We start from the raw sequence: 20,319 nt of genomic DNA, 5'->3' as shown, positions 1-20,319 counted from the left end.
GCTTGCCCGCCCCATGCAGGCAATGCGTCAAAGCAACGTTAGCGAGCAAAAAAAACACTGACAAGCCTTTTACTGCCTGTCAGCGTTTTACGTTGCTTAATTTTGCTGCATGTCACTCTTTTCGGCGTTAACCAGCTCAATTCCGAGCGGATTATTCTCTAGCGCAATGGTCAAAACATCATCAATCCAACGCACAGGGTGAATAGATAAGTCCTCTTTGACGTTGGCAGGAATATCCTCTAAATCGCGCTCGTTTTCTTTTGGGATAACCACCGTTTTTATGCCGCCGCGACGTGCCGCGAGTAGCTTTTCTTTCAAGCCACCAATCGGGAGCACTTCACCGCGTAAGGTGATTTCTCCCGTCATCGCGACATCGGACCGCACTGAGTTACCGGTTAAGCTTGAAACCAAGGCAGTACACATCGCGATGCCCGCACTTGGGCCATCTTTGGGCGTTGCGCCTTCTGGGACGTGGACATGAATATCACGCTTCTCGTAAAAGTCGCTGTTGATACCCAGCTTCTCAGCACGGCTGCGCACCACGGTCATCGCAGCCTGCACTGATTCTTGCATCACATCGCCCAGCGAGCCTGTGTGCGTCAGTTTGCCTTTACCTGGCATCGCTTCCGTCTCGATAGTGAGCAAGTCACCACCCACTTCGGTCCAAGCAAGCCCAGTCACTTGGCCAACCCGGTTTTGCTCATCCGCTTTACCATAATCAAAGCGGCGGACGCCTAAGTAATCTTGCAAGTTCTCATCCGTCACCGTCACTTGCTTGAGCTCGCTATTAAGCAGAATTTCTTTGACCGTCTTGCGACAAAGTTTAGAAATCTCGCGCTCAAGGTTACGCACGCCCGCTTCGCGTGTGTAGTAACGAATAATGCCTACAATGGCCGAGTCTTCAATCGTGATCTCATGCGGTTTCAAGCCATTACGAGCCACTTGCTTGTCAATCAAATGCTGCTTAGCAATGTTGAGCTTCTCATCCTCGGTGTAACCAGACAGGCGGATCACTTCCATCCGATCCAGCAGTGGGCCGGGGATATTCATCGAGTTAGACGTGGCCACGAACATCACATCCGAGAGATCGTAGTCAACCTCTAGATAATGATCGTTAAACGCATTGTTCTGCTCAGGATCAAGCACCTCAAGCAGCGCGGATGAGGGATCGCCACGCATGTCAGACGACACCTTATCGATTTCATCGAGCAGGAACAGCGGGTTACGGACGCCCACTTTCGACATCTTCTGGATAAGCTTGCCAGGCAATGAGCCGATATAGGTGCGACGATGGCCACGGATTTCCGCTTCATCACGTACGCCACCTAATGCCATACGGGTATATTTACGCCCAGTGGCGCGAGCAATAGACTGCCCTAGCGAGGTTTTCCCCACCCCTGGCGGTCCCACTAAGCAAAGAATCGGGCCTTTCAGCTTCTTCATCCGATTTTGTACCGCGAGGTATTCCAAAATACGGTCTTTGACGCGCTCAAGGCCATAGTGGTCGGCATTGAGCACTTCTTCCGCGCGGGCTAAATTCTTTTTCACTTTTGAGCGTTTTGCCCATGGCACACTAATCATCCAATCGATATAGCTGCGTACCACGGTGGCTTCCGCCGACATCGGAGACATCATTTTCAGCTTTTGCAGTTCTTGCTCGGTTTTTTCCCGCGCCTCCTGCGGCATTTTTGATTCTTCGATTTTCTGCTTCAGCGCTTCAAACTCGTCCGGCGCATCATCCAGCTCACCCAGCTCTTTCTGAATGGCTTTCATTTGCTCATTGAGGTAGTACTCGCGCTGGCTCTTTTCCATTTGCTTTTTAACGCGTCCACGAATGCGCTTCTCAACCTGAAGCAAGTCAATCTCAGACTCCATCATGGTCATCAGGTATTCGAGACGCTCGGAAATATCAACGATTTCCAACACGTTTTGCTTGTCTTCAAGCTTAAGCGGCATGTGGGCAGCAATGGTATCAGCAAGACGCGCCGCCTCTTCAATACCATTTAAGGATGTCAGTACTTCTGGCGGGATCTTTTTGTTGAGCTTGATAAAGCCTTCAAACTGGCTGATCGCCGTGCGAACCAACACTTCCTGCTCACGCTCATCCAAGCTTGGCGTGGTCAAATACTCGGCCTGCGCAGTGAAGAAATCATCTTCACTAAACTGATCGATGCGCGCACGCTGCATCCCTTCAACCAGCACTTTCACCGTGCCATCTGGAAGTTTAAGAAGCTGGAGAATGGTTGCCACCGTCCCAACGGTGTATAAATCTGAGATACTTGGATCATCAGTGGCGGCATCTTTTTGCGCAACCAGTAGAATCTGTTTGTCGTTGTCCATCGCCGCTTCAAGGCAGCGTATCGACTTTTCCCTTCCCACAAAAAGCGGGATCACCATGTGAGGATAAACCACCACATCCCGAAGTGGCAGCACCGGAATGTCAATGCGCTCGGAACGCTCCAAGTTCATATGCTTCTCTCTTCCGTTCAATCTGATTATGAGTATATGGGGTCTGTTGGACAGGTTTCAACGGCTCAACCGTCAGAAAATAAAAAAGGGAGTTGTCACTCCCTTTTTCTATATCACTGATAACCTTGTGTAACGATATTACTCGCCACCCGCCGCTTGGTTATCCGTGTGTTCATACATCAGTAGAGGTGCAGATTCGCCTCGGATCACTGAATCGTCAATCACCACTTTGCTCACGTCTTTCATTGACGGTAAGTCGTACATGGTATCCAACAAGACAGCTTCGACAATCGAGCGTAGGCCACGTGCACCCGTTTTACGCTCCATCGCTTTTTTGGCGATAGCACGCAGTGCGTCGTCTCGAAACTCCAGCTCCACCCCGTCGAGTTCAAGCAACGCGCCATACTGCTTGGTCAACGCGTTTTTCGGCTCGCGCAGAATTTGCACCAAGGCATCTTCGTCAAGCTCTCTCAACACCGCGGTGACGGGTAGACGGCCAATAAATTCAGGGATCAGGCCATACTTCACCATGTCCTCGGGCTCAACTTTGCCAAAGAACTCATCGGCTGAACGGTCCGTGGCGCCTTTGACCTGCGCACCAAAGCCAATGCCAGAGCCTGTATCGACACGCTGCTCAACCACTTTATCGAGCCCCGCAAACGCACCGCCACAGATAAACAGGATTTTCGACGTGTCCACTTGCAAAAATTCCTGCTGTGGATGCTTACGTCCTCCCTGAGGAGGAATCGACGCGACTGTCCCTTCTACCAATTTAAGCAGTGCTTGTTGCACCCCTTCCCCAGAAACGTCTCGGGTAATAGATGGGTTGTCGGATTTACGAGAGACCTTGTCAATCTCATCGATATAGACGATACCACGCTCCGCTTTGGCGACATCATAATCGCACTTTTGCAACAGCTTCTGGATAATGTTTTCCACGTCTTCACCGACATAACCAGCCTCGGTCAATGTGGTGGCGTCTGCCATGGTAAATGGCACATCCAAAAAGCGCGCAAGCGTTTCGGCCAGTAATGTTTTACCACTACCGGTAGGGCCGATCAGCAAGATGTTACTCTTGCCCAGCTCCACGCCATCTGCGCTTTTGTCACCGTTTCGCAAGCGTTTGTAGTGGTTGTAGACTGCAACCGAGAGCACTTTTTTCGCTTGCTCTTGGCCAATGACATAATCGTCAAGGTGTGCACGAATTTCACTCGGCGCGGGTAAGCTATCTCCCTCGCGCTTTGGCATCACTTCTTTAATTTCTTCACGGATAATGTCATTACACAGGTCAACACACTCATCACAAATGTAGACCGATGGCCCGGCAATTAACTTACGAACTTCGTGTTGGCTCTTACCACAGAATGAGCAGTAAAGCAGCTTTCCGCTTCCACCGTCTTTTCGCTTGTCTGTCATTCGCTAACCTCTTTGGGGCATTTGCCCGTCGTTGCCTTATGTTGAGTTTACAACAAATCGGCCACTTTTTCCGACCCAACCACTGACAAGCTTTGCGCTTGTTCACGCAGCTTGCTTGATTTCAACGCCCTAAGGCATGTTGGGTTTAGTCTCGTTGACTTAATACGGCGTCAACCAAGCCATAGTCCACCGCTTCCTGTGCCGCCATGAAGTTATCACGGTCGGTGTCACGTTCAATCACTTCCATCGGCTGGCCTGTGTGCTCAGCCAACAGGGTGTTGAGGCGGTGCTTGGTTTTGATCATTTCTTGGGCATGAATTTCAATATCAGACGCTTGGCCTTGGAAGCCCCCCAGCGGCTGGTGAATCATGACCCGTGAATTCGGTAGGCAATAACGTTTGCCTTTGGCACCACCCGCCAACAGGAACGATCCCATTGAGCACGCTTGGCCAGTACACAGGGTGCTGACATCAGGCTTGATAAACTGCATGGTGTCATAAATCGCCATGCCTGCCGTGACCACGCCACCTGGCGAGTTGATGTACAAATAAATGTCTTTTTCTGGGTTTTCTGACTCTAAGAACAGCATCTGCGCCACAATCAAATTTGCCATTTGATCTTCCACTTGCCCAGTGAGGAAGATGATGCGTTCTTTTAGCAGGCGAGAGTATATATCGTAAGAGCGCTCGCCGCGCGAGGTTTGTTCCACCACCATAGGAACAAGGGCGTCCATAATTGGCGGCATGGCATTATTGTGTTGTTGGCTCATAGCGTAATATCCCTAATCGAATTCGTTATAACTCTTGCCTTAACCAAGGTTTAGCACAAAACGCTGTAACAGGTCACTAAAATCTTAAATCGATGCACGCAGCTTAATGATCCAGCGAGGTTTTTTATGGCTAAAACGTCTCGCACTCTTGACGGTTAAGCGGCCAATATAGCGACTCAGTAGATGGAAAAAATGGCCCAAATGACAAGTCATTAGGGCCATTGTAAGCAAATCCATTTACGCAGTGTCAATGCGACACAAACGTTTTTTAACCTTGATTAAGCTTGCTGAGAAGCGTTCATCAAGTCACTAAAGCCGACTTCAGCTTCGGTGACAGTGGCTTTTGCCAGTAGCGCATCAATCGCTTGCTCTTCTAGCGCGACGTTGCGCATGTTTTCCATCAGCTTCTCGTCTTTCTCGTAGTAAGCGACAACTTCTGATGGATCTTCATACGCCGATGCCATTTCTTCGATCAGTGCTTTAACACGCTCATCATCCGCTTCAAGCTCTTCTGACTTGATCACTTCCCCAAGCAGAAGACCGACGCTTACACGGCGTTTAGCTTGCTCTTCGAACAGCTCACGTGGTAGCTGAGAAGCGCTATCCATGTTGCCGCCAAAGCGTTGTGCCGCTTGCTGACGCAAGGTGCCAATTTCTTGCTCAATCAGCGCAGACGGTACGTCGATTTGGTTTTGCTCAACCAAGCCGTCAAGTACCTGCTCTTTCACCTTGTTCTTGATCGCTTGCTTGAGCTCGCGATCCATGTTTTTACGCACTTCCGCTTTCAGGCCTTCTACGCTGCCATCGGCAATACCAAAGCGCTGTACAAACTCTTCTGTCAGCTCAGGCAGCTCTTGCTCTTCCACCTTGTGCAGTTTAATCGCAAACTGCGCCGCTTTACCTTTTAGGTTCTCAGCGTGGTAGTCGTCTGGGAAGTTCACATCGATAGTGAATTCTTCACCCGCTTTTTTACCCACTAGGCCGTCTTCAAAGCCTGGGATCATACGACCTTGGCCCATTTCTAGTTGGAAGCCTTCAGCTTTACCGCCTTCAAACTCTTCACCGTCGATGGTACCAACAAAATCCAAGGTGACACGGCTGTTTTCTTTCGCTTCACCCTCTGCTTCAACCCAGCTCGCTTGTTGCTTGCGCAGGGTATCAAGCATCTCGTCCACATCACTTTCTTGAACGTCTGCTTTTGGCTTCTCAACGCTGATAGCATCTAGGCCTTGAAGCTCAACCTCTGGGTACACTTCAAAGTCAGCTTTAAAGACCAAATCTTTACCCGCTTCGTTTTCAACGGGTGTAAAGCTTGGCGCCCCTGCTGGGTTCACTTTTTCTTGAATCATGGCTTCGATGAAGTGACGCTGCATCACTTCGCCCAGCACGTCTTGGCGTACTGTGTCACCGTACATGCGTGACACCATCTTCAATGGAACTTTACCTTTACGGAAACCATCAAAACGACGATTCTTAGCGATATTGCGTAGCTCTTTAGTGACTGCGTCATCGATGTTGGCAGCAGGCACTGTGATGGTCATTTGGCGCTTAAGGCCTTCGGTGGTTTCAACGGTAACTTGCATTATAAATTTAACCTCAAATTTACTCAGGGGTACTGAGTGATGTTTACCAGTTTTACTGGTGGCATCATCTGAGCTATGAATCCGTCATAGCCCCTGCGAATCCGGATACACGCAACTGGCGTATCGAGCTATCTCATCCGAGACTGAAAATTAAGACGCGCTATTATAGCGGCACCCGTCAACTGAGTCGAGACAAGGGGCGACCGATGGCGTTTCAATATCAAAATTGGGGTGATATCTCACAATTCAACCGCGTAGGATCACACTTTTTACGGTTTTATGTGTGTTTGGTTATTTTCAGAGCAGTTCGGTGAGACAAACAGGGAAGAAAGCAGAATGGCGCGCCCTACAGGATTCGAACCTGTGACCCACGGCTTAGAAGGCCGTTGCTCTATCCAACTGAGCTAAGGGCGCACTGTCTTTACGCAGCGTGGATTATAAAGCGACGTTAGGCGTCGTCAACGCTTTTCCCTAAAATATTGACGTGGTTGCTCAAAACCACATCATTTACTGGCTATGTATTCATGCCACGCGGTGAGGCGAGAACGCGAAATTAATGCTTTTTGTGTTTCAGTCTCGTCAAGCATCGTGCGAGCATGATCGGCTGAGTGCTTTTTTTGCCTTCCCCCTCATTAAACTGCATTAGCAAACGTTTGCGTAATAGCTTTTAGGTGCGTTTTTTGTCACACTATTGCCAACATTGCTTTAGCCGAAGGATAGTTATGGCCGCACAACTCATTGATGGAAAGCTGATCGCGCAAACCGTGCGTCGAGAGGTTGCCGCCCGCGTTTCCGCTCGCACTCAAGCGGGACGTAGAGCCCCCGGATTGGCGGTAATTCTGGTCGGAGACGATCCTGCCTCCCAAGTTTATGTTGGCAGTAAACGTCGTGTCTGCGATGAGGTCGGGTTTGTGTCAAGGTCTTACGACCTCCCGGCTTCGTGCTCTCAACAAGAGTTACTCTCACTCATTGACACCTTAAATGCGGATGACAGTATTGATGGCATTCTCGTCCAACTGCCCTTACCTGCAGGGATTGATGCCACGTCCGTATTGGAGCGCATCCGCCCAGACAAAGATGTCGATGGGTTTCATCCCTACAATGTCGGTCGCTTGTGTCAACGCATGCCAACCCTGCGTTCTTGCACACCAAAAGGGATTATTACCCTCCTAGACCGCTACAATGTCCCTCTTCGTGGTAAACATGCGGTGATCGTGGGTGCCTCCAATATTGTTGGCCGCCCGATGACGTTAGAACTGCTATTGGCGGGCTGTACAACCACAACGTGCCACCGGTTTACCCAGGATTTAGAAGCCCATGTTCGACAAGCCGATGTGCTGGTTGTCGCGGTCGGTAAGCCTAAGTTTATTCCTGGCGACTGGATCAAGCCCGGCGCCATTGTGATTGATGTGGGCATTAACCGCATGGAAAACGGCAAGCTTATCGGCGACATCGAATATGAGCTCGCCTATGAAAAGGCTAGCCATATTACCCCTGTCCCAGGTGGCGTGGGCCCGATGACTGTCGCGACCTTGATTGAAAATACGCTCATGGCCTGTGAGCAATACCACGATGGTCACTAGCATGAGAGAGGGTCAAACTGGCCCTCTTTTTTTTCAGGATACTAAATCCGTTTGTCCATCTTGGATGAGCTGATTTCGTCCCCCTGCCTTGGCTTGGTACAAACACCTATCTGCGCGCTGAACAAGTTCATCAATACGGGCATCGGCATGGACCATCCCTATACTGATGGTGATTGAAAACGCCTTATCATAGGGTGACCAAACGGTCTTTTCCAATTCTTCTCGCATCGCCTCAAGCCGGCGCACAAAGCTCTGCTCGTCATTGCCGTAGAGGATACAGAATTCCTCCCCACCGAAGCGAGCGACCATGTCCTCCGGAAAATAGCGTTTCATCATCTTTGCCAGCTCAATCAGCGTAATATCGCCGATATGATGACCAAATTGATCATTGATCTTTTTAAAATGATCGACGTCGACCAGCGCCAAACTCCTTGGTCCCTTGTGTGAGCGTGTGTGAGGGTGCTCGAAAAAGTAACGTCGATTCCACACTTGGGTTAAATAATCCGTATTGGCCATATTGAATAGGCGACGCTCGGTATCGAGCGCATTCAGTGTGCTGTGCAAGCGACAATAAAATTCCTCTTGGTTAAACGGTTTGGCCAAAAAGTCATTCGCACCCGCTTTTAAAAACCGCGCCGTTAAGCTGGGATCTTCCTCACCCGATAAGCCTATAATCGCCAACTGGCCGTCTGTTTTCAGTTTGCGTAATGCCTTAACCACACTCACTCCATCCATTTCTGGCATGGTGTAATCGGTAATCACCAAAGAAATTCGCTTATCGCGCCGCACCATAGCCAATGCCTCTTGGCCATTTTGGGCCTCAAGGACATTGAGGTATTGCCGCTCTAATAAGCTGCGCACGTAACGACGGGCTGTCAGCGAATCATCCACAACTAGCACATGGTGCTGATGGTTCTTTTCTAGGCGGTTGAGTAACGGCGCTATCGATGACACGCACGAGGGACTATCTTTGGGGATGTAATCAATCACGGTTTTGGCTAGCACACGCTCCCGAGTCCGAGCATCCATCATCGCAGTGAGTACAATCACTTTTATGTCCAACGACAAACATACGTCAATGATTTCACCGTCCTGCCCATCAGGCAGGCAGTAGTCGAGGATAGCACAAAGAAAGTCGGTCTCTTGGTTGAGGATCGTCTCTGCTTGTTCGATTGAGTTTGCTATACATGGGATGTATCCGGCCTTTCGTATCTCGGCTTCAAGTAACCGCCTGAAAGGTCGACTATCTTCCACAACCAACACTTTATATTCCATCTGCAACGCACCACGTCTTCACGTTAATTTTGCGCGACAATGCACGCAACGGGGCAAGAAGCGGTACAGAGTAAGGGCAATTGAGTGCGTGTAGACAGAAATTGCGCAAATTTCTCAACAATGACACACATCTCGCAGATATTTGACGCAACACCAACAACCGAACGCACACTTTATGCGTTATTTCGTGTCACTTTTTAGACAAAATAGACATTTACCCTTGATGCACCACCATTTGATTCCGGCCAGATGCTTTTGCCTGATACAAGGCTTGATCTGCCATATGTAAAAGGCGAGAGAGCGAGGCCGCTTGAGAGTCCACGCCAATGCTCACCGTTACTTTCAGCGTCTGATCTGACACCCGTACGGGGCGTTCGGCGACTGATTGGCGATAAGAGTCTAGCGATTGCTGAAATACCGTCAAATCACGAAGCGATAATACACAAAACTCTTCTCCTCCCAATCGGGCGACCGTGTCTTCCGGAAAGGCGTCTGCCAGCATTTGCGCGACCTCAACCAACACATCGTCACCGATATGATGACCAAAGTCATCATTGATACGTTTAAAGTAATCAATATCAATAATCGCCAAATGCTTACGCGCTTCATTTGCAAGCTGGTCACCCCGCTCAAAAAAATAGCGTCGATTCCAAAGCTGCGTGAGAAAATCTGTATTCGCCAAGAGAAATAACCGCCATTCGGTATCAATCGCATTCAAACAGCTATGCACGCGGCAGAAGAACTCTTCCTGATTAAACGGTTTGGGCAGATAATCGTTCGCCCCTGCTTTGAGAAAACGTGCCGTTAGCGCACTATCATTATGTCCAGACAACCCTATGATCGCCTGTGAGCACTCGGTATCTTTCTTACGAAGCGCATACACAAGCTGAAGGCCATCCATTTTCGGCATTTCATAATCAGTGATAATCAGCGATATATCTGGCGTTTTTTCCAGCACGTCAAGTGCCTGCTCACCATTTTCAGCTTCCAATACGGTTAGATACTGACGCGCTAACAACGCAGAGATGCGTTTACGTATCGAGGCAGAGTCATCAACCACCAGCACACGGTGCCCTTGATTGTCAGCCAATCGCTTAACGAGTCGGCAAACCGCATCAATACAATGACTACTGTCTTTGGGGATATAATCGATAACGGGCTTTGATAGTATCTCATCACGCGTTTTCTCTGTTTGCGAGGCGGTGAGGACAACCACTTTAAGCCCGACGGCTAAACAGAGATCGATGACTTCGCCGTGGTGAGCATCCGGCAAATTATAGTCGAGGATCGCACAGAGAAAGGTTGTGTGGTGATCTAGCACATCCCTCGTTTCTGCTAGGCAGGTACAGGTCACAGTGGCAAAACCCGCTTTTCTCACCTGTTGTTCAGCCAGCATGCGAAACGACCGGCTGTCTTCAACGATAAGCACCGACTCCAACGACTGCCTCCCTCATTCAAAGCTATACCTTGATGAGTGTAGCAGCCAAACCTGGAGAGCGTGTTAACTGGAGGCGCTGATATCGGAGTTATTGATACAAAGTTCAGTTTGCTTGCTAAGTATATTTATCAGCAAAATGCAGCGTTTCTCGCCGTCCTTTTCTTTGAAGATCGCTTCCGTTCCAGCAAACTGCCCCTGCTCAATCATCACCGACTGTCCAGGCTTGAAGCCTTGGTAGAGTGCGTCACGTTGTTCGTCACAATCTTCCATCGTCATCAGCTGTTGGATCAATGCCAAGTCGACCTTGACCGGGTACGCACCTTGGCGAACGAAATCAACCACACCACGCGTGGAGCGAACACTTGTATACTGCACAAGGTCGGGATCAAAGCAGGCAAACACATAGTTGGGGAAGAGTGGCTCTTCAACTTGCTGACACTTGCCACGACGCAACTTTTCCACCGTCACGGTCGGGTAGTAACAATCAACGCCTTGGCGCTTCAAATTTTGCTCTGCGCGTTGCTGTTCCGCGCGCTTACAATAAAGTAAATACCAATGTTTCATGTCGTTCTGTCCCTGATGTCTATTGACAGTGGCAGCCTGTCCAGAGCGACGAGAGTATACGGATGTTAGGCCCACACAGCAACAAAGGCGAGCGCTAATCAAAGCCACTCACCTTTGCTTAGAGTTAACGATTCGACATGGTACCGCTGAATCGTTAGGCGATTTTTTGAATATCGACGCTAAAACTGTTCAAGCCAACTTCATTCAGCGACACACGCGCATCACCTGATTGAAGATCGACGCTTTGAAATTGGCTCGAGAACGCATCGCGCCCCAACCAATGATCACTGTGAACAAGGCTTGTCGCTCCACAGCTATCGACCGTGGCTTTTATCCCCGCCGGTAAAATATCAAGCTGATTATCGGTGGTGTTTAATACACCGAACATCGCACGAACCGGCGATGTGTAGGCTGAGGCTCGAATCGCATCCTCAATCCGTTTTACCAAGGTGAGAAATCCCCTTTCATTGACATCACCTGAGCGGACAAAATCATTAAAAAACGCACGGATCATCAAGGTGGTCGCGGTGCCGTCTTCCTCTGCGGAGGCAGAGTCGACCACATAAAAGGCCATTTTCCCGCCCATCAACCACGCATAATCCAATACAATGGGGTTGGCATCTGCCGATTGCAGTGAGTGGTAAGAAAGACGCCAAGCACCTTGTTGCGAATCGGGCTCTGGCATCAGCCCCATTAATAACTCACGTGCGCTGCCTGGGTTATGGCGTAAGGCATCAAGGTGCCACTTGAGCTCTGTCTCTGATGCCCCGCGATCCGTATCTTCGTTCACTTTAAACCATTGCTGACTAAAATCATCGCTGGCGTGAACGTCGTCGTTCGCATCATCAACCACCGCCTCGATAGCTTTTTTAACCACATTAATATCTTCAATCGGTTTGATCAGAAAGTCTTTCACCCCAAAGCGAAGCGCTTGGGCGACGTCAGCCATCCCCCCAGTGCCAGAGATCACGATCATAGGTAGCATTGGATATTCAAGGCTCACCTCCTCAACGAATTCTAAGCCTGTCATCACTGGCATCGACAGGTCACTGATCAATAGGTCAGGAATCGACTGTCTTAGCGCTTGCAACCCTTCTAAACCATTTTCAACCTCACGTACTGCCGCTCCCTCTCTTTCGAGAAAAGACGCAATCATCCGACTGAAGACGGGATCATCTTCAACGATTAAGATCTCTTTATTATGCAACACGACGCTCTCCTCCAGGACTGCAAAGCAGCGGCTGTTTTCATTCTCACTGCACTAATCGTAGTTGAATTCAGACACACCTGTGACCGCTAATGAGATTTAATTCAGTAGCGCTCTATAAACAGCTGTTTAAAATAATAATTTTCTTAGCATTCAAGCAGGTGAATCGTCAAAGCCATTTATCGGCAGCATAAAAAAGGCTTGAAAATCAATGACACTATAAGAGTACGCTACTCTGTATTAAAAGTAAGACTTATAACAATTAATACATGATGTCTATCACAAGAATGTATATCGGTATTGTCTAAATATCGAGCCAGTCAGAAAAGCGCAGCAAGGCGATTTTTTGTCGGGAGGAAAACTTGCCAATTGAGACACCAACAACTATTCCTTATTAAAGGAGAGTGTATACGGCATCTGTCTCCGCACGCCAGCAGAGAAGACGTTTTACTTGAGGCGTCGTGCGCCGACCGTTGCACCTGACTTCACTGAGGGAATAACGAGCGGGGTTACTATGATATTAAGTCATTTATTGGGGTTATATACCCATCCCAAAAAGGAATGGAAAGCGATTGGCGAGCGCCACGAGGCCGCCTCAAACAGCATTGGTCACGCGTTGTTACTTGCGTTAATCCCGCCTGTTTGTGCCTATTACGCGAGCGTCCACATTGGCTGGCAGATCGGCGCAGGGGATCCCATCTTTATGACCCCACAAAGCGCACTGTTCATCGCCAGTGCCATGTATCTCGCGTTATTGGGTGGTGTGGCCGCGTTGGCCTATCTCACATTGTGGATGAGTCGCACGTTTGGCTCTGCCCCAACTTACACTCAGTGTCTTGAACTGGCAGCCTATACCGCGACGCCCATTTTTATGGTAGGACTGGCCACGCTCTACCCGGTGGTGTGGTTTGTGATGATAGTCGGCTTGATTGGCATTGCCTACTCTGTCTACCTCCTCTACACGGGGGTACCGATATTGATGGAGATCCCTGAAGAGCGAGGGTTTATCTATGCGAGCTCTGTCGTCACTTGCGGGTTAGTACTGCTGGTCGCGATCCTTGCTGCCTCTGTCATCCTTTGGAATGTCGGCATGGGCCCAGTCTTTACCCATTAATCGACATACACTCAACGGGCTAACACTGAAAAACGCCGCGATAGATATCGCGGCGTTTTCAATTAATCCTCGTTATGTATCTCTAAGTTAGCCAGCTCTTGCTGCTGCTCGCGTACCGTTTTCGCATCGTCGTTCCGCAAGCTTTGTATATACTCGAGGTAAGCTTGATCGACATCCTGAGTGACGTATTCACCGCTGAATACGGACGTCTCAAAGCGCTCAATAGCCGGGTTCGCTTCGCCAACCGCTGCCACCAAGTCAGAAAGATCTTGGTAGACCAAGCCGTCCGCACCAATCAATTGACCAATTTCATCGACTTCACGACCATGGGCGATCAGCTCGTTAACGCTGGGCATGTCGATGCCATAGACGTTAGGAAAACGCACTTCGGGGGCGGCTGATGCCATATACACTTCTTTTGCCCCGGCCTCGCGCGCCATTTCAATAATTTGCTCCGAGGTGGTGCCGCGGACTATCGAATCATCGACTAACAGAACGCGTTTGTCTTTAAATTCAGAACGAATAGCATTGAGTTTACGGCGCACCGATTTCCGACGCATTTGTTGCCCGGGCATAATAAAGGTCCGACCGACATAACGGTTTTTGACAAAGCCTTGGCGGTAAGGCTTACCGAGCACTTGGGCAATCTCCAAGGCGATGTCACAGGAGGTCTCTGGAATGGGGATCACTACATCAATATCAACATCATCCCACTCTCGTTGGATTTTAGCCCCCAGTTTTTGTCCCATACGGATGCGTGCACCGTATACGGAAACCTTATCTATAAAGGAGTCAGGGCGAGAGAAGTAGACAAATTCAAAGATGCAGGGGTTTAAACTCGGCGCATCCGCACATTGACTGGTATGCAGTTGTCCATCCAGCGTGATATAGATAGCTTCGCCGGGTGCCACATCACGGACAAAATCAAACCCAACCGCATCCAACGCCACTGTCTCCGACGCCACCATGTATTCAGTGCCGGCCTCCGTATCGCGTTTACCTAAACAAAGTGGCCGAATGCCCTTAGGATCACGAAACGCTATCACACCGTGGCCAATGACCATGGCCACGACCGCATAAGCCCCCGACACTTGTCGATGCACTGACGCCACCGCGGCAAACATATCGTCAACCGTTAATGGATGCGATGTCGCGGTTGATAACTGGTGGGCAAGGACGTTAAGAAGGATTTCAGAATCAGAGGTGGTATTAAGGTGGCGACGATCTTTCTCGAATAGCGACTGACGCAAGTCTTGCGCGTTGGTGAGGTTGCCATTGTGCGCCAGGGTAATACCGTAAGGAGAATTCACATAAAAAGGCTGCGCTTCTGACGCACTCGAACTCCCCGCGGTTGGATAACGCACATGCCCAATGCCAACTTGGCCTTGTAAGCGCTGCATATGCTTAAGTTGAAACACATCCTTTACGAGGCCATTGGCTTTTCTAAGCCGGAAACGATTGTCGTCAATAGTGACAATCCCGGCTGCATCCTGTCCCCGGTGTTGTAGCACCGTCAGTGCATCATAAATGGACTGATTGACCGGGGTGTTACCAACGATTCCAACAATACCACACATGTCAGCGATTCCTTGTTACGCGAATATCATCCTAAGATCCGGCGATCTCAGGTAAGAAACTGGAACTGTTCTCGAGATAGTGGAAAAACCATTCAATCACTACCGCAAAGTTAGGAATAAGTTGCGACCGCCCCCATGCTTGGGTGTGAGCCACCGACGTAAAGGCATCCAGAAAGAAGAGCATCGCGGCAATAATGAGTACACCACGCACACTCCCAAACACCATACCCAGCACCCTATCGGTACCAGACAACCCGGTTTTCTCTACCAACTGAGCAATCACATAATTGACCACCGCCCCCACAATTAAGGTGGCAATGAACAACAAGGCTATTGCGCTACCATTACGAATAACGGCATCTTCGATATTGGTCAGGTAAACCGCCAGTTGCGTATAAAACTGACTGGCGATAAAAAACGCACCAAACCATATCACCAATGACAATGCTTCTTTAACAAAGCCTCGAATCACACTAACTAGCGCCGAAAAACCAATGACGCCAATAATGAGGTAATCAATCCAATTCATCGTATTCACTTGCTCGAGACGTGCGCATTCTAACAGAAAAAATGCTCACGCAAACGTTTTCTTATTGGGTGAGTGGGTCAAATTTACGCAATTGACCCTTCAATCCTGTCAAAGATTGCAAATCAGTCAGTTGCGATTCTAGCGCCGATTTGGAGACGTGAGGCCCTACGACCACCTTGGCTAAGTCATCTGGCTGAATGTCTTTGGGTAAGATATGTGCTTGGTAACCTTTTTCGCGTAATTGTTTGACCAAACGTCGTGCGTTGTCTTGGTTGCGAAAGGTACCGAGCCGGATCATCCACGCCCCTTTTTGGTCACTGACTGACGAAGAGGCTGTTTCACTAGACACCGGTTTAGACGCAGGCTCGCTGTCCGTTGCGTTTGTTTGATGCTCTTTAACCTTGGTGTCTGGCGCCTCGACCTCAACCACTTGTGGTGCTTGAATCGGTGTTTGGCTCACCTCACTGTCAAAATCATCCCGTAGCGGGATACTCTCATAGCTCTCTTGATAATGCTCTTTTTTGCCATCAAGCACATCTGGCAGCACTATCACACCGATAGACACCAACACCAAGGTACCAACGATTCTTTTTTGTAACTTACTGGCCACAATGACTCCGTTTTAGTTAAGCTCGCTCATTACCTGTCCAACGGTATGAAACGACCCAAATACGACCACACAGTCTCGCGCAGGTTCAGCGTGTTTTAACGCCTGCTGATAGGCCTCGCTGGGTGACGCAAACTGTTGTGATGCCGATACAGGCAAGCTGTCGGCGGGGGCGCCTCGGGGCACAGATAACGATGCGGGATACCAGTGATCCACGATACCGTCCAGGCAGGCTAAGGTACCCGCCATGTCTTTATCGGATAACATGGCCACCACCGCATGCACGTGCCCGCCGCGTTCCGCTTTGCACTCAGCCAACTTCTCTGCCAAATAAGCGGCCGCGTGCGGATTATGAGCAACGTCAAACACAGTGTAAGGCGCCTTGGCGACAACCTGCATTCGCCCCGGTACCGATACCGAGGCTAACCCGTCAGAGATGTGCGTGTCTGCAATCTCCAAATCGGCAACGCCCAAAGCCATCAATGCAGTGGCGGCATTTTGTAATGGTATTGCAGGGATAGGCAACGCAGTCAGTTCAAACGCCCCTGCCGCCCAACACCAGGTATCATCAGTGAGCGTATAGTGATATTGATAACCCAGCTGGTGTAGCTCGGCGCCAATACTGTCAGCGTGTGCAGCCACGCTCGCCGGTGGAGAAGGCTGACCGCAAACTGCAGGTTTATCCGCTCGGAAGATACCTGCTTTTTCGTAGCCGATTTGGTTAATATCATCACCTAACCAATCACAGTGATCGAGCGCAAGGCTGGTGATCACCGATACGTCATGCTCAACCACATTGGTAGCATCAAGGCGTCCACCAAGGCCAACTTCTAAAATCACGACGTCCAATGCGTGCTGCTTGAACAGCTGCAGTGCAGCCAAAGTGCCGAACTCGAAAAAGCTCAGGCTGGTCTCACCACGCACTTTTTCAATCGTCGCGAACGCTTTACTGTGCGCAGCATCGTCGAGCCATTTGCCATCAATGCGTACTCGCTCATTATAGTGAATGAGATGCGGGGAGCTATAGACACCTGTGCGATAACCCGCATGCTGCAAAATTGATTCCAGCAACGCACAGGTTGTGCCCTTACCATTGGTTCCCGCGACGGTAATCACTGTCGGCGCAGGCTTAGTCAGTTGCGCGCGGTCAGCCACAGCGGCGACGCGTTCAAGGCCAAGATCGATGGCACTGGTATGGATACTTTCGAGATAAGACAGCCACGTCGTTAAAGAGGACGTGGCTGTTAGATGTTGTAGTTCAGACATTGACTTGGTCAGTTACTCCATGATGGGCAAATGATACCAAGGATAGCGCCGTGGGACACGGTCAATTATTGGTCTTGAGAAGGCGGTGCCGCTTCGGGCTCAAGATCAGGCTTGTCTTGCTCTACATCGACCACAAGCGGTGAGTGAATATTATTCAATTTGGCAAGCAGCCCCGCCAAGCGTTGACGCATTTCTCGGCGGTCGACAATCATGTCAATCGCGCCATGCTCAAGCAAGAACTCACTGGTTTGGAAATCTTCAGGGAGGTTCTCACGCACGGTCTGTTCAATGACTCGGCGCCCCGCGAAACCGATAATCGCTTTAGGCTCGGCCACATTGATATCACCTAACATGGCAAAACTTGCCGTCACACCACCGTATGTCGGATCAGTTAATACCGAGATAAACGGCAGGTTGTGGCGAGAAAGGCGTTCCAATGCGGCACTTGTTTTTGCCATTTGCATCAGTGACATTAGCGCTTCCTGCATACGCGCACCGCCACTGGCAGAAAAACACACCAAACCGCAGTTGTTTTCGATCGCAGCATCCACCGCTTTCACAAAGCGAGCGCCCACAACGGCCCCCATCGAGCCGCCCATGAATTTAAATTCAAAGGCACAGGCCACCACGGGTACATCAAACACGCTGCCTTTCATGACCACAAGGGCGTCTTTTTCACCACTCGCTTTTTGCGCCGACACTAAGCGATCTTTGTACTTTTTCGAATCGCGAAACTTCAACACATCTTTAGGTTCAAGCTCACTGGCAATCTCTTCACGCCCGTCTTTATCCAAAAACACGTCGAGCCGGCGGCGTGCTGGCATGCGCATATGGTGTTCACACTTTGGACAGACTTCCAAGTTACGCTCGACATCAGCGTGATAGAGGACTTGATCACACGACGTACACTTGGTCCACACACCTTCTGGAATCGACGCCTTGCGTGATGAACCAATATTACTTTTGGTTAATATTTTTTCTAGCCAGCTCATGGACAACCTTTACTTAGTGATAACTCTCGCGAACGGACAGCTATCTTGGATTCGTAACAAATTAGACCGAATTAAATCACAAGTCCGTCAGACTTGGGATAAAAAACTGGTACTACCTATTCTGTCTCCGTGCTGTATGCGTACAGCGTACTTGCCGACACAATCACCTAATCCGGCAAAAACAAGGGGCCAATGGGTGAGCGAGGCAACCCAAATGTTTCGGGGTAGTCCACCTCAACCAAATACAAGCCTTCAGCTTTCGCGGTCGCAGCAGCCTGGGTTCGATCTTTTTGTGCCAGCAGCCAAGCCATCCACTCAGGAGGCTGCTCTTGACGACCGACCGCCATTAAACTCCCCACTATGTTGCGCACCATATGATGCACAAACGCATTGGCTTTAATATCAATCACGATAAAGCGCCCTTGACGGTTGACCGATAAATGCATCAAATTCCGCCACGGGGATTTCGATTGACACTGAGCGGCACGGAATGAGGAAAAATCATTCTCCCCAAGTAGATACTGACCGGCTCGGTGCATTAAGGTTTCATCAAGTTCAGCGTGATAGTGACTGACTCCCTTGGCTAAGATCGCCGGGCGCAAGGGATGATTATAAATCACATAACGATAGCGTCGCGCAGTGGCACTAAAACGGGCATGAAACTCGTCTGTCACGGGCTTAGCCCATCGCACTGCAATCGGATCCGGCAAATTCGCATTGACACCCATCGTCCAAGCTTTTAAAGGACGTTGATTGTCAGTGTCAAAGTGCACCACCTGTCCTGTTCCATGCACGCCAGAGTCGGTACGTCCCGCACACTGTACGGCGACAGGGTGATTGGCAACCGTCGATAAAGCACGCTCGAGGTGTTCCTGCACACTGGTGACTTCTCGTTGCCTCTGCCAACCGTAAAACTGAGCACCATCATACTCAATGCCTAACGCGAATCTCATGCCCTGCCTTCTCGTTACTCGTCTATAAGGCGCCGCATTATACCCATAAAGCCTTCGAGTTGCAGGTTAAAAGCGCGTGCTTCGCCATCACTGCCGTCATAAAGAAACAGGCAGCTCTCGCTACCTGTTTTTTTCACTACCTCAGCTGTTCTAACAACTGACGCGCTTCTTGCTGCAAGGTCTTGTTGCCCGATTGCATCACTTTTTCAAGCAAAGAAATCGCCCCATCGACATCGTTCATTTCCAAATACGCTTTGGCGAGGTCAAGATTCGTTGATGCTTCAGTACTTGCAGTATCACCGTCCACATCAATGGCACTAATATCTTCTAACACATCAGGAAACTCATCTAAACCCACATTCAGGTTCATTTCCGCTTTATCAGGATCGATATCTGGCGTGGAACCATCATCTCGCATGAGCTCTTCAATGCTGATGTAGTCATCTTCTTCTTGCTCTTCACCAATCAGCTCACTTTCTGCTTCCCCCTCACCCAGTAGATCCTCGTCTAAGGCTTCTTCGAGTTCAAAGGTTTCCAGTGAGGCAGGATCTATTGCGGGTTGCTGACTCCAGTCTTCACTCTCTGCTTCAGGCTCAGGTTCATTATCAGCCTGCCACACTGCCGCTTCTTCATCGGACAGTGAGGAAAGATCCAGTGGCGTGTCATCGTCTGACTCGGAGAGCAGTGCCTCCATGTTTAAGCCACCCACTTGGTGATCGTCATCGTCGAGATCACTGATATCTCGCTCATCACGCTCAGGCGTTTCCGTTTCCTTGGCGGCGTCACCCTCTTGCTGCTCATCTAAATAAGATTCTAGCTCGCGCTGCTCTTCAAGCGCAGCGCTTAGTGCGTCATCCTCGCCAAACTCGCCCAACTCATCAAGTGAGAAGGAGTCAAACTCATAGTCACGCTCATTGCTTGGCTCTGGCTCTGGCTCTGGCTCTGGCTCTGGCTCTGGCTCTGGCTCTGGCTCTGGC

General features: G+C 49.8%; 17 protein-coding genes and 1 tRNA gene. 2 read left to right on the top strand and 16 right to left on the bottom strand.

Annotated elements, in window-relative coordinates; translation table 11 throughout:
- Positions 1 to 96 precede the first annotated feature (96 nt).
- The 5 genes from lon to BZG73_RS04460 all read right to left on the bottom strand — a co-directional run bounded on the left by lon (position 97) and on the right by BZG73_RS04460 (position 6,651).
- Entirely contained in the window at positions 97 to 2,469 is a 2,373-nt protein-coding gene (gene lon, locus BZG73_RS04480; protein WP_046075256.1) for an endopeptidase La, read from the bottom strand.
- 138 nt (positions 2,470 to 2,607) lie between these two features.
- Positions 2,608 to 3,885: an ATP-dependent protease ATP-binding subunit ClpX gene (gene clpX / locus BZG73_RS04475; protein ID WP_046075255.1), complete on the bottom strand. Its 1,278-nt coding sequence runs from the start codon at positions 3,883 to 3,885 to the stop codon at positions 2,608 to 2,610.
- Between the two features lie 145 nt (positions 3,886 to 4,030).
- Positions 4,031 to 4,654: an ATP-dependent Clp endopeptidase proteolytic subunit ClpP gene (clpP, locus tag BZG73_RS04470; protein WP_046075254.1), complete on the bottom strand. Its 624-nt coding sequence runs from the start codon at positions 4,652 to 4,654 to the stop codon at positions 4,031 to 4,033.
- Between the two features lie 278 nt (positions 4,655 to 4,932).
- The gene (tig, locus tag BZG73_RS04465) at positions 4,933 to 6,237 is read right to left on the bottom strand and encodes a trigger factor (RefSeq protein ID WP_046075253.1); all 1,305 of its coding nucleotides are present in this window, start codon (positions 6,235 to 6,237) and stop codon (positions 4,933 to 4,935) included.
- Positions 6,238 to 6,574: 337 nt separating this feature from the next.
- A tRNA-Arg gene (locus BZG73_RS04460) sits at positions 6,575 to 6,651 on the bottom strand.
- A 308-nt stretch (positions 6,652 to 6,959) separates the two neighbouring features.
- Between BZG73_RS04460 and folD the strand changes: the two genes are divergently transcribed.
- Entirely contained in the window at positions 6,960 to 7,820 is an 861-nt protein-coding gene (gene folD / locus BZG73_RS04455) for a bifunctional methylenetetrahydrofolate dehydrogenase/methenyltetrahydrofolate cyclohydrolase FolD (protein WP_046075252.1), read from the top strand.
- A 33-nt stretch (positions 7,821 to 7,853) separates the two neighbouring features.
- Here folD and BZG73_RS04450 read toward each other — a convergent pair whose 3' ends face one another.
- From BZG73_RS04450 to BZG73_RS04435, 4 genes are all read right to left on the bottom strand, one after another.
- Positions 7,854 to 9,095: a response regulator gene (locus BZG73_RS04450; RefSeq protein ID WP_046075251.1), complete on the bottom strand. Its 1,242-nt coding sequence runs from the start codon at positions 9,093 to 9,095 to the stop codon at positions 7,854 to 7,856.
- A gap of 214 nt (positions 9,096 to 9,309) precedes the next feature.
- The gene (locus tag BZG73_RS04445) at positions 9,310 to 10,524 is read right to left on the bottom strand and encodes a response regulator (protein WP_231637444.1); all 1,215 of its coding nucleotides are present in this window, start codon (positions 10,522 to 10,524) and stop codon (positions 9,310 to 9,312) included.
- Between the two features lie 72 nt (positions 10,525 to 10,596).
- Positions 10,597 to 11,097 (bottom strand): transcription/translation regulatory transformer protein RfaH, encoded by a 501-nt coding sequence (rfaH, locus tag BZG73_RS04440; RefSeq protein ID WP_046075250.1) that lies wholly within the window; start codon positions 11,095 to 11,097, stop codon positions 10,597 to 10,599.
- A gap of 154 nt (positions 11,098 to 11,251) precedes the next feature.
- Complete coding sequence (locus BZG73_RS04435; RefSeq protein WP_077578037.1) at positions 11,252 to 12,307, bottom strand: response regulator; 1,056 nt, start codon at positions 12,305 to 12,307, stop codon at positions 11,252 to 11,254.
- A 511-nt stretch (positions 12,308 to 12,818) separates the two neighbouring features.
- Here BZG73_RS04435 and BZG73_RS04430 point away from each other — a divergent pair.
- Complete coding sequence (locus tag BZG73_RS04430; RefSeq protein WP_046075248.1) at positions 12,819 to 13,418, top strand: Yip1 family protein; 600 nt, start codon at positions 12,819 to 12,821, stop codon at positions 13,416 to 13,418.
- A gap of 62 nt (positions 13,419 to 13,480) precedes the next feature.
- Here the strand turns inward: BZG73_RS04430 and purF are convergent, their stop codons facing one another.
- The 7 genes from purF to BZG73_RS04395 all read right to left on the bottom strand — a co-directional run.
- A complete protein-coding gene (purF, locus tag BZG73_RS04425) occupies positions 13,481 to 14,995 on the bottom strand; it encodes an amidophosphoribosyltransferase (protein WP_046075247.1) in 1,515 nt (504 codons plus the stop codon).
- A 31-nt stretch (positions 14,996 to 15,026) separates the two neighbouring features.
- The gene (locus BZG73_RS04420) at positions 15,027 to 15,524 is read right to left on the bottom strand and encodes a CvpA family protein (RefSeq protein ID WP_046075246.1); all 498 of its coding nucleotides are present in this window, start codon (positions 15,522 to 15,524) and stop codon (positions 15,027 to 15,029) included.
- Between the two features lie 61 nt (positions 15,525 to 15,585).
- Positions 15,586 to 16,134 (bottom strand): SPOR domain-containing protein, encoded by a 549-nt coding sequence (locus tag BZG73_RS04415; RefSeq protein WP_077665876.1) that lies wholly within the window; start codon positions 16,132 to 16,134, stop codon positions 15,586 to 15,588.
- Between the two features lie 12 nt (positions 16,135 to 16,146).
- Positions 16,147 to 17,397, bottom strand: a complete 1,251-nt coding sequence (gene folC / locus BZG73_RS04410) for a bifunctional tetrahydrofolate synthase/dihydrofolate synthase (protein WP_077667702.1) — start codon at positions 17,395 to 17,397, stop codon at positions 16,147 to 16,149.
- A 65-nt stretch (positions 17,398 to 17,462) separates the two neighbouring features.
- Complete coding sequence (gene accD / locus BZG73_RS04405; protein WP_046075243.1) at positions 17,463 to 18,389, bottom strand: acetyl-CoA carboxylase, carboxyltransferase subunit beta; 927 nt, start codon at positions 18,387 to 18,389, stop codon at positions 17,463 to 17,465.
- Between the two features lie 167 nt (positions 18,390 to 18,556).
- On the bottom strand, positions 18,557 to 19,342 hold the full coding sequence (truA, locus tag BZG73_RS04400) for a tRNA pseudouridine(38-40) synthase TruA (protein ID WP_077578034.1): 786 nt from the start codon (positions 19,340 to 19,342) through the stop codon (positions 18,557 to 18,559).
- Between the two features lie 136 nt (positions 19,343 to 19,478).
- A partial coding sequence (locus BZG73_RS04395; RefSeq protein ID WP_327294417.1) for a FimV/HubP family polar landmark protein occupies positions 19,479 to 20,319 on the bottom strand: 841 nt, incomplete at its 5' end.

Source organism: Salinivibrio siamensis (assembly GCF_001996005.1).
In the GTDB taxonomy this organism is placed as follows: domain Bacteria; phylum Pseudomonadota; class Gammaproteobacteria; order Enterobacterales; family Vibrionaceae; genus Salinivibrio; species Salinivibrio siamensis.
Note: the sequence above shows the minus strand (reverse complement) of the source record. Positions and strands in the feature narration are given on the sequence as shown.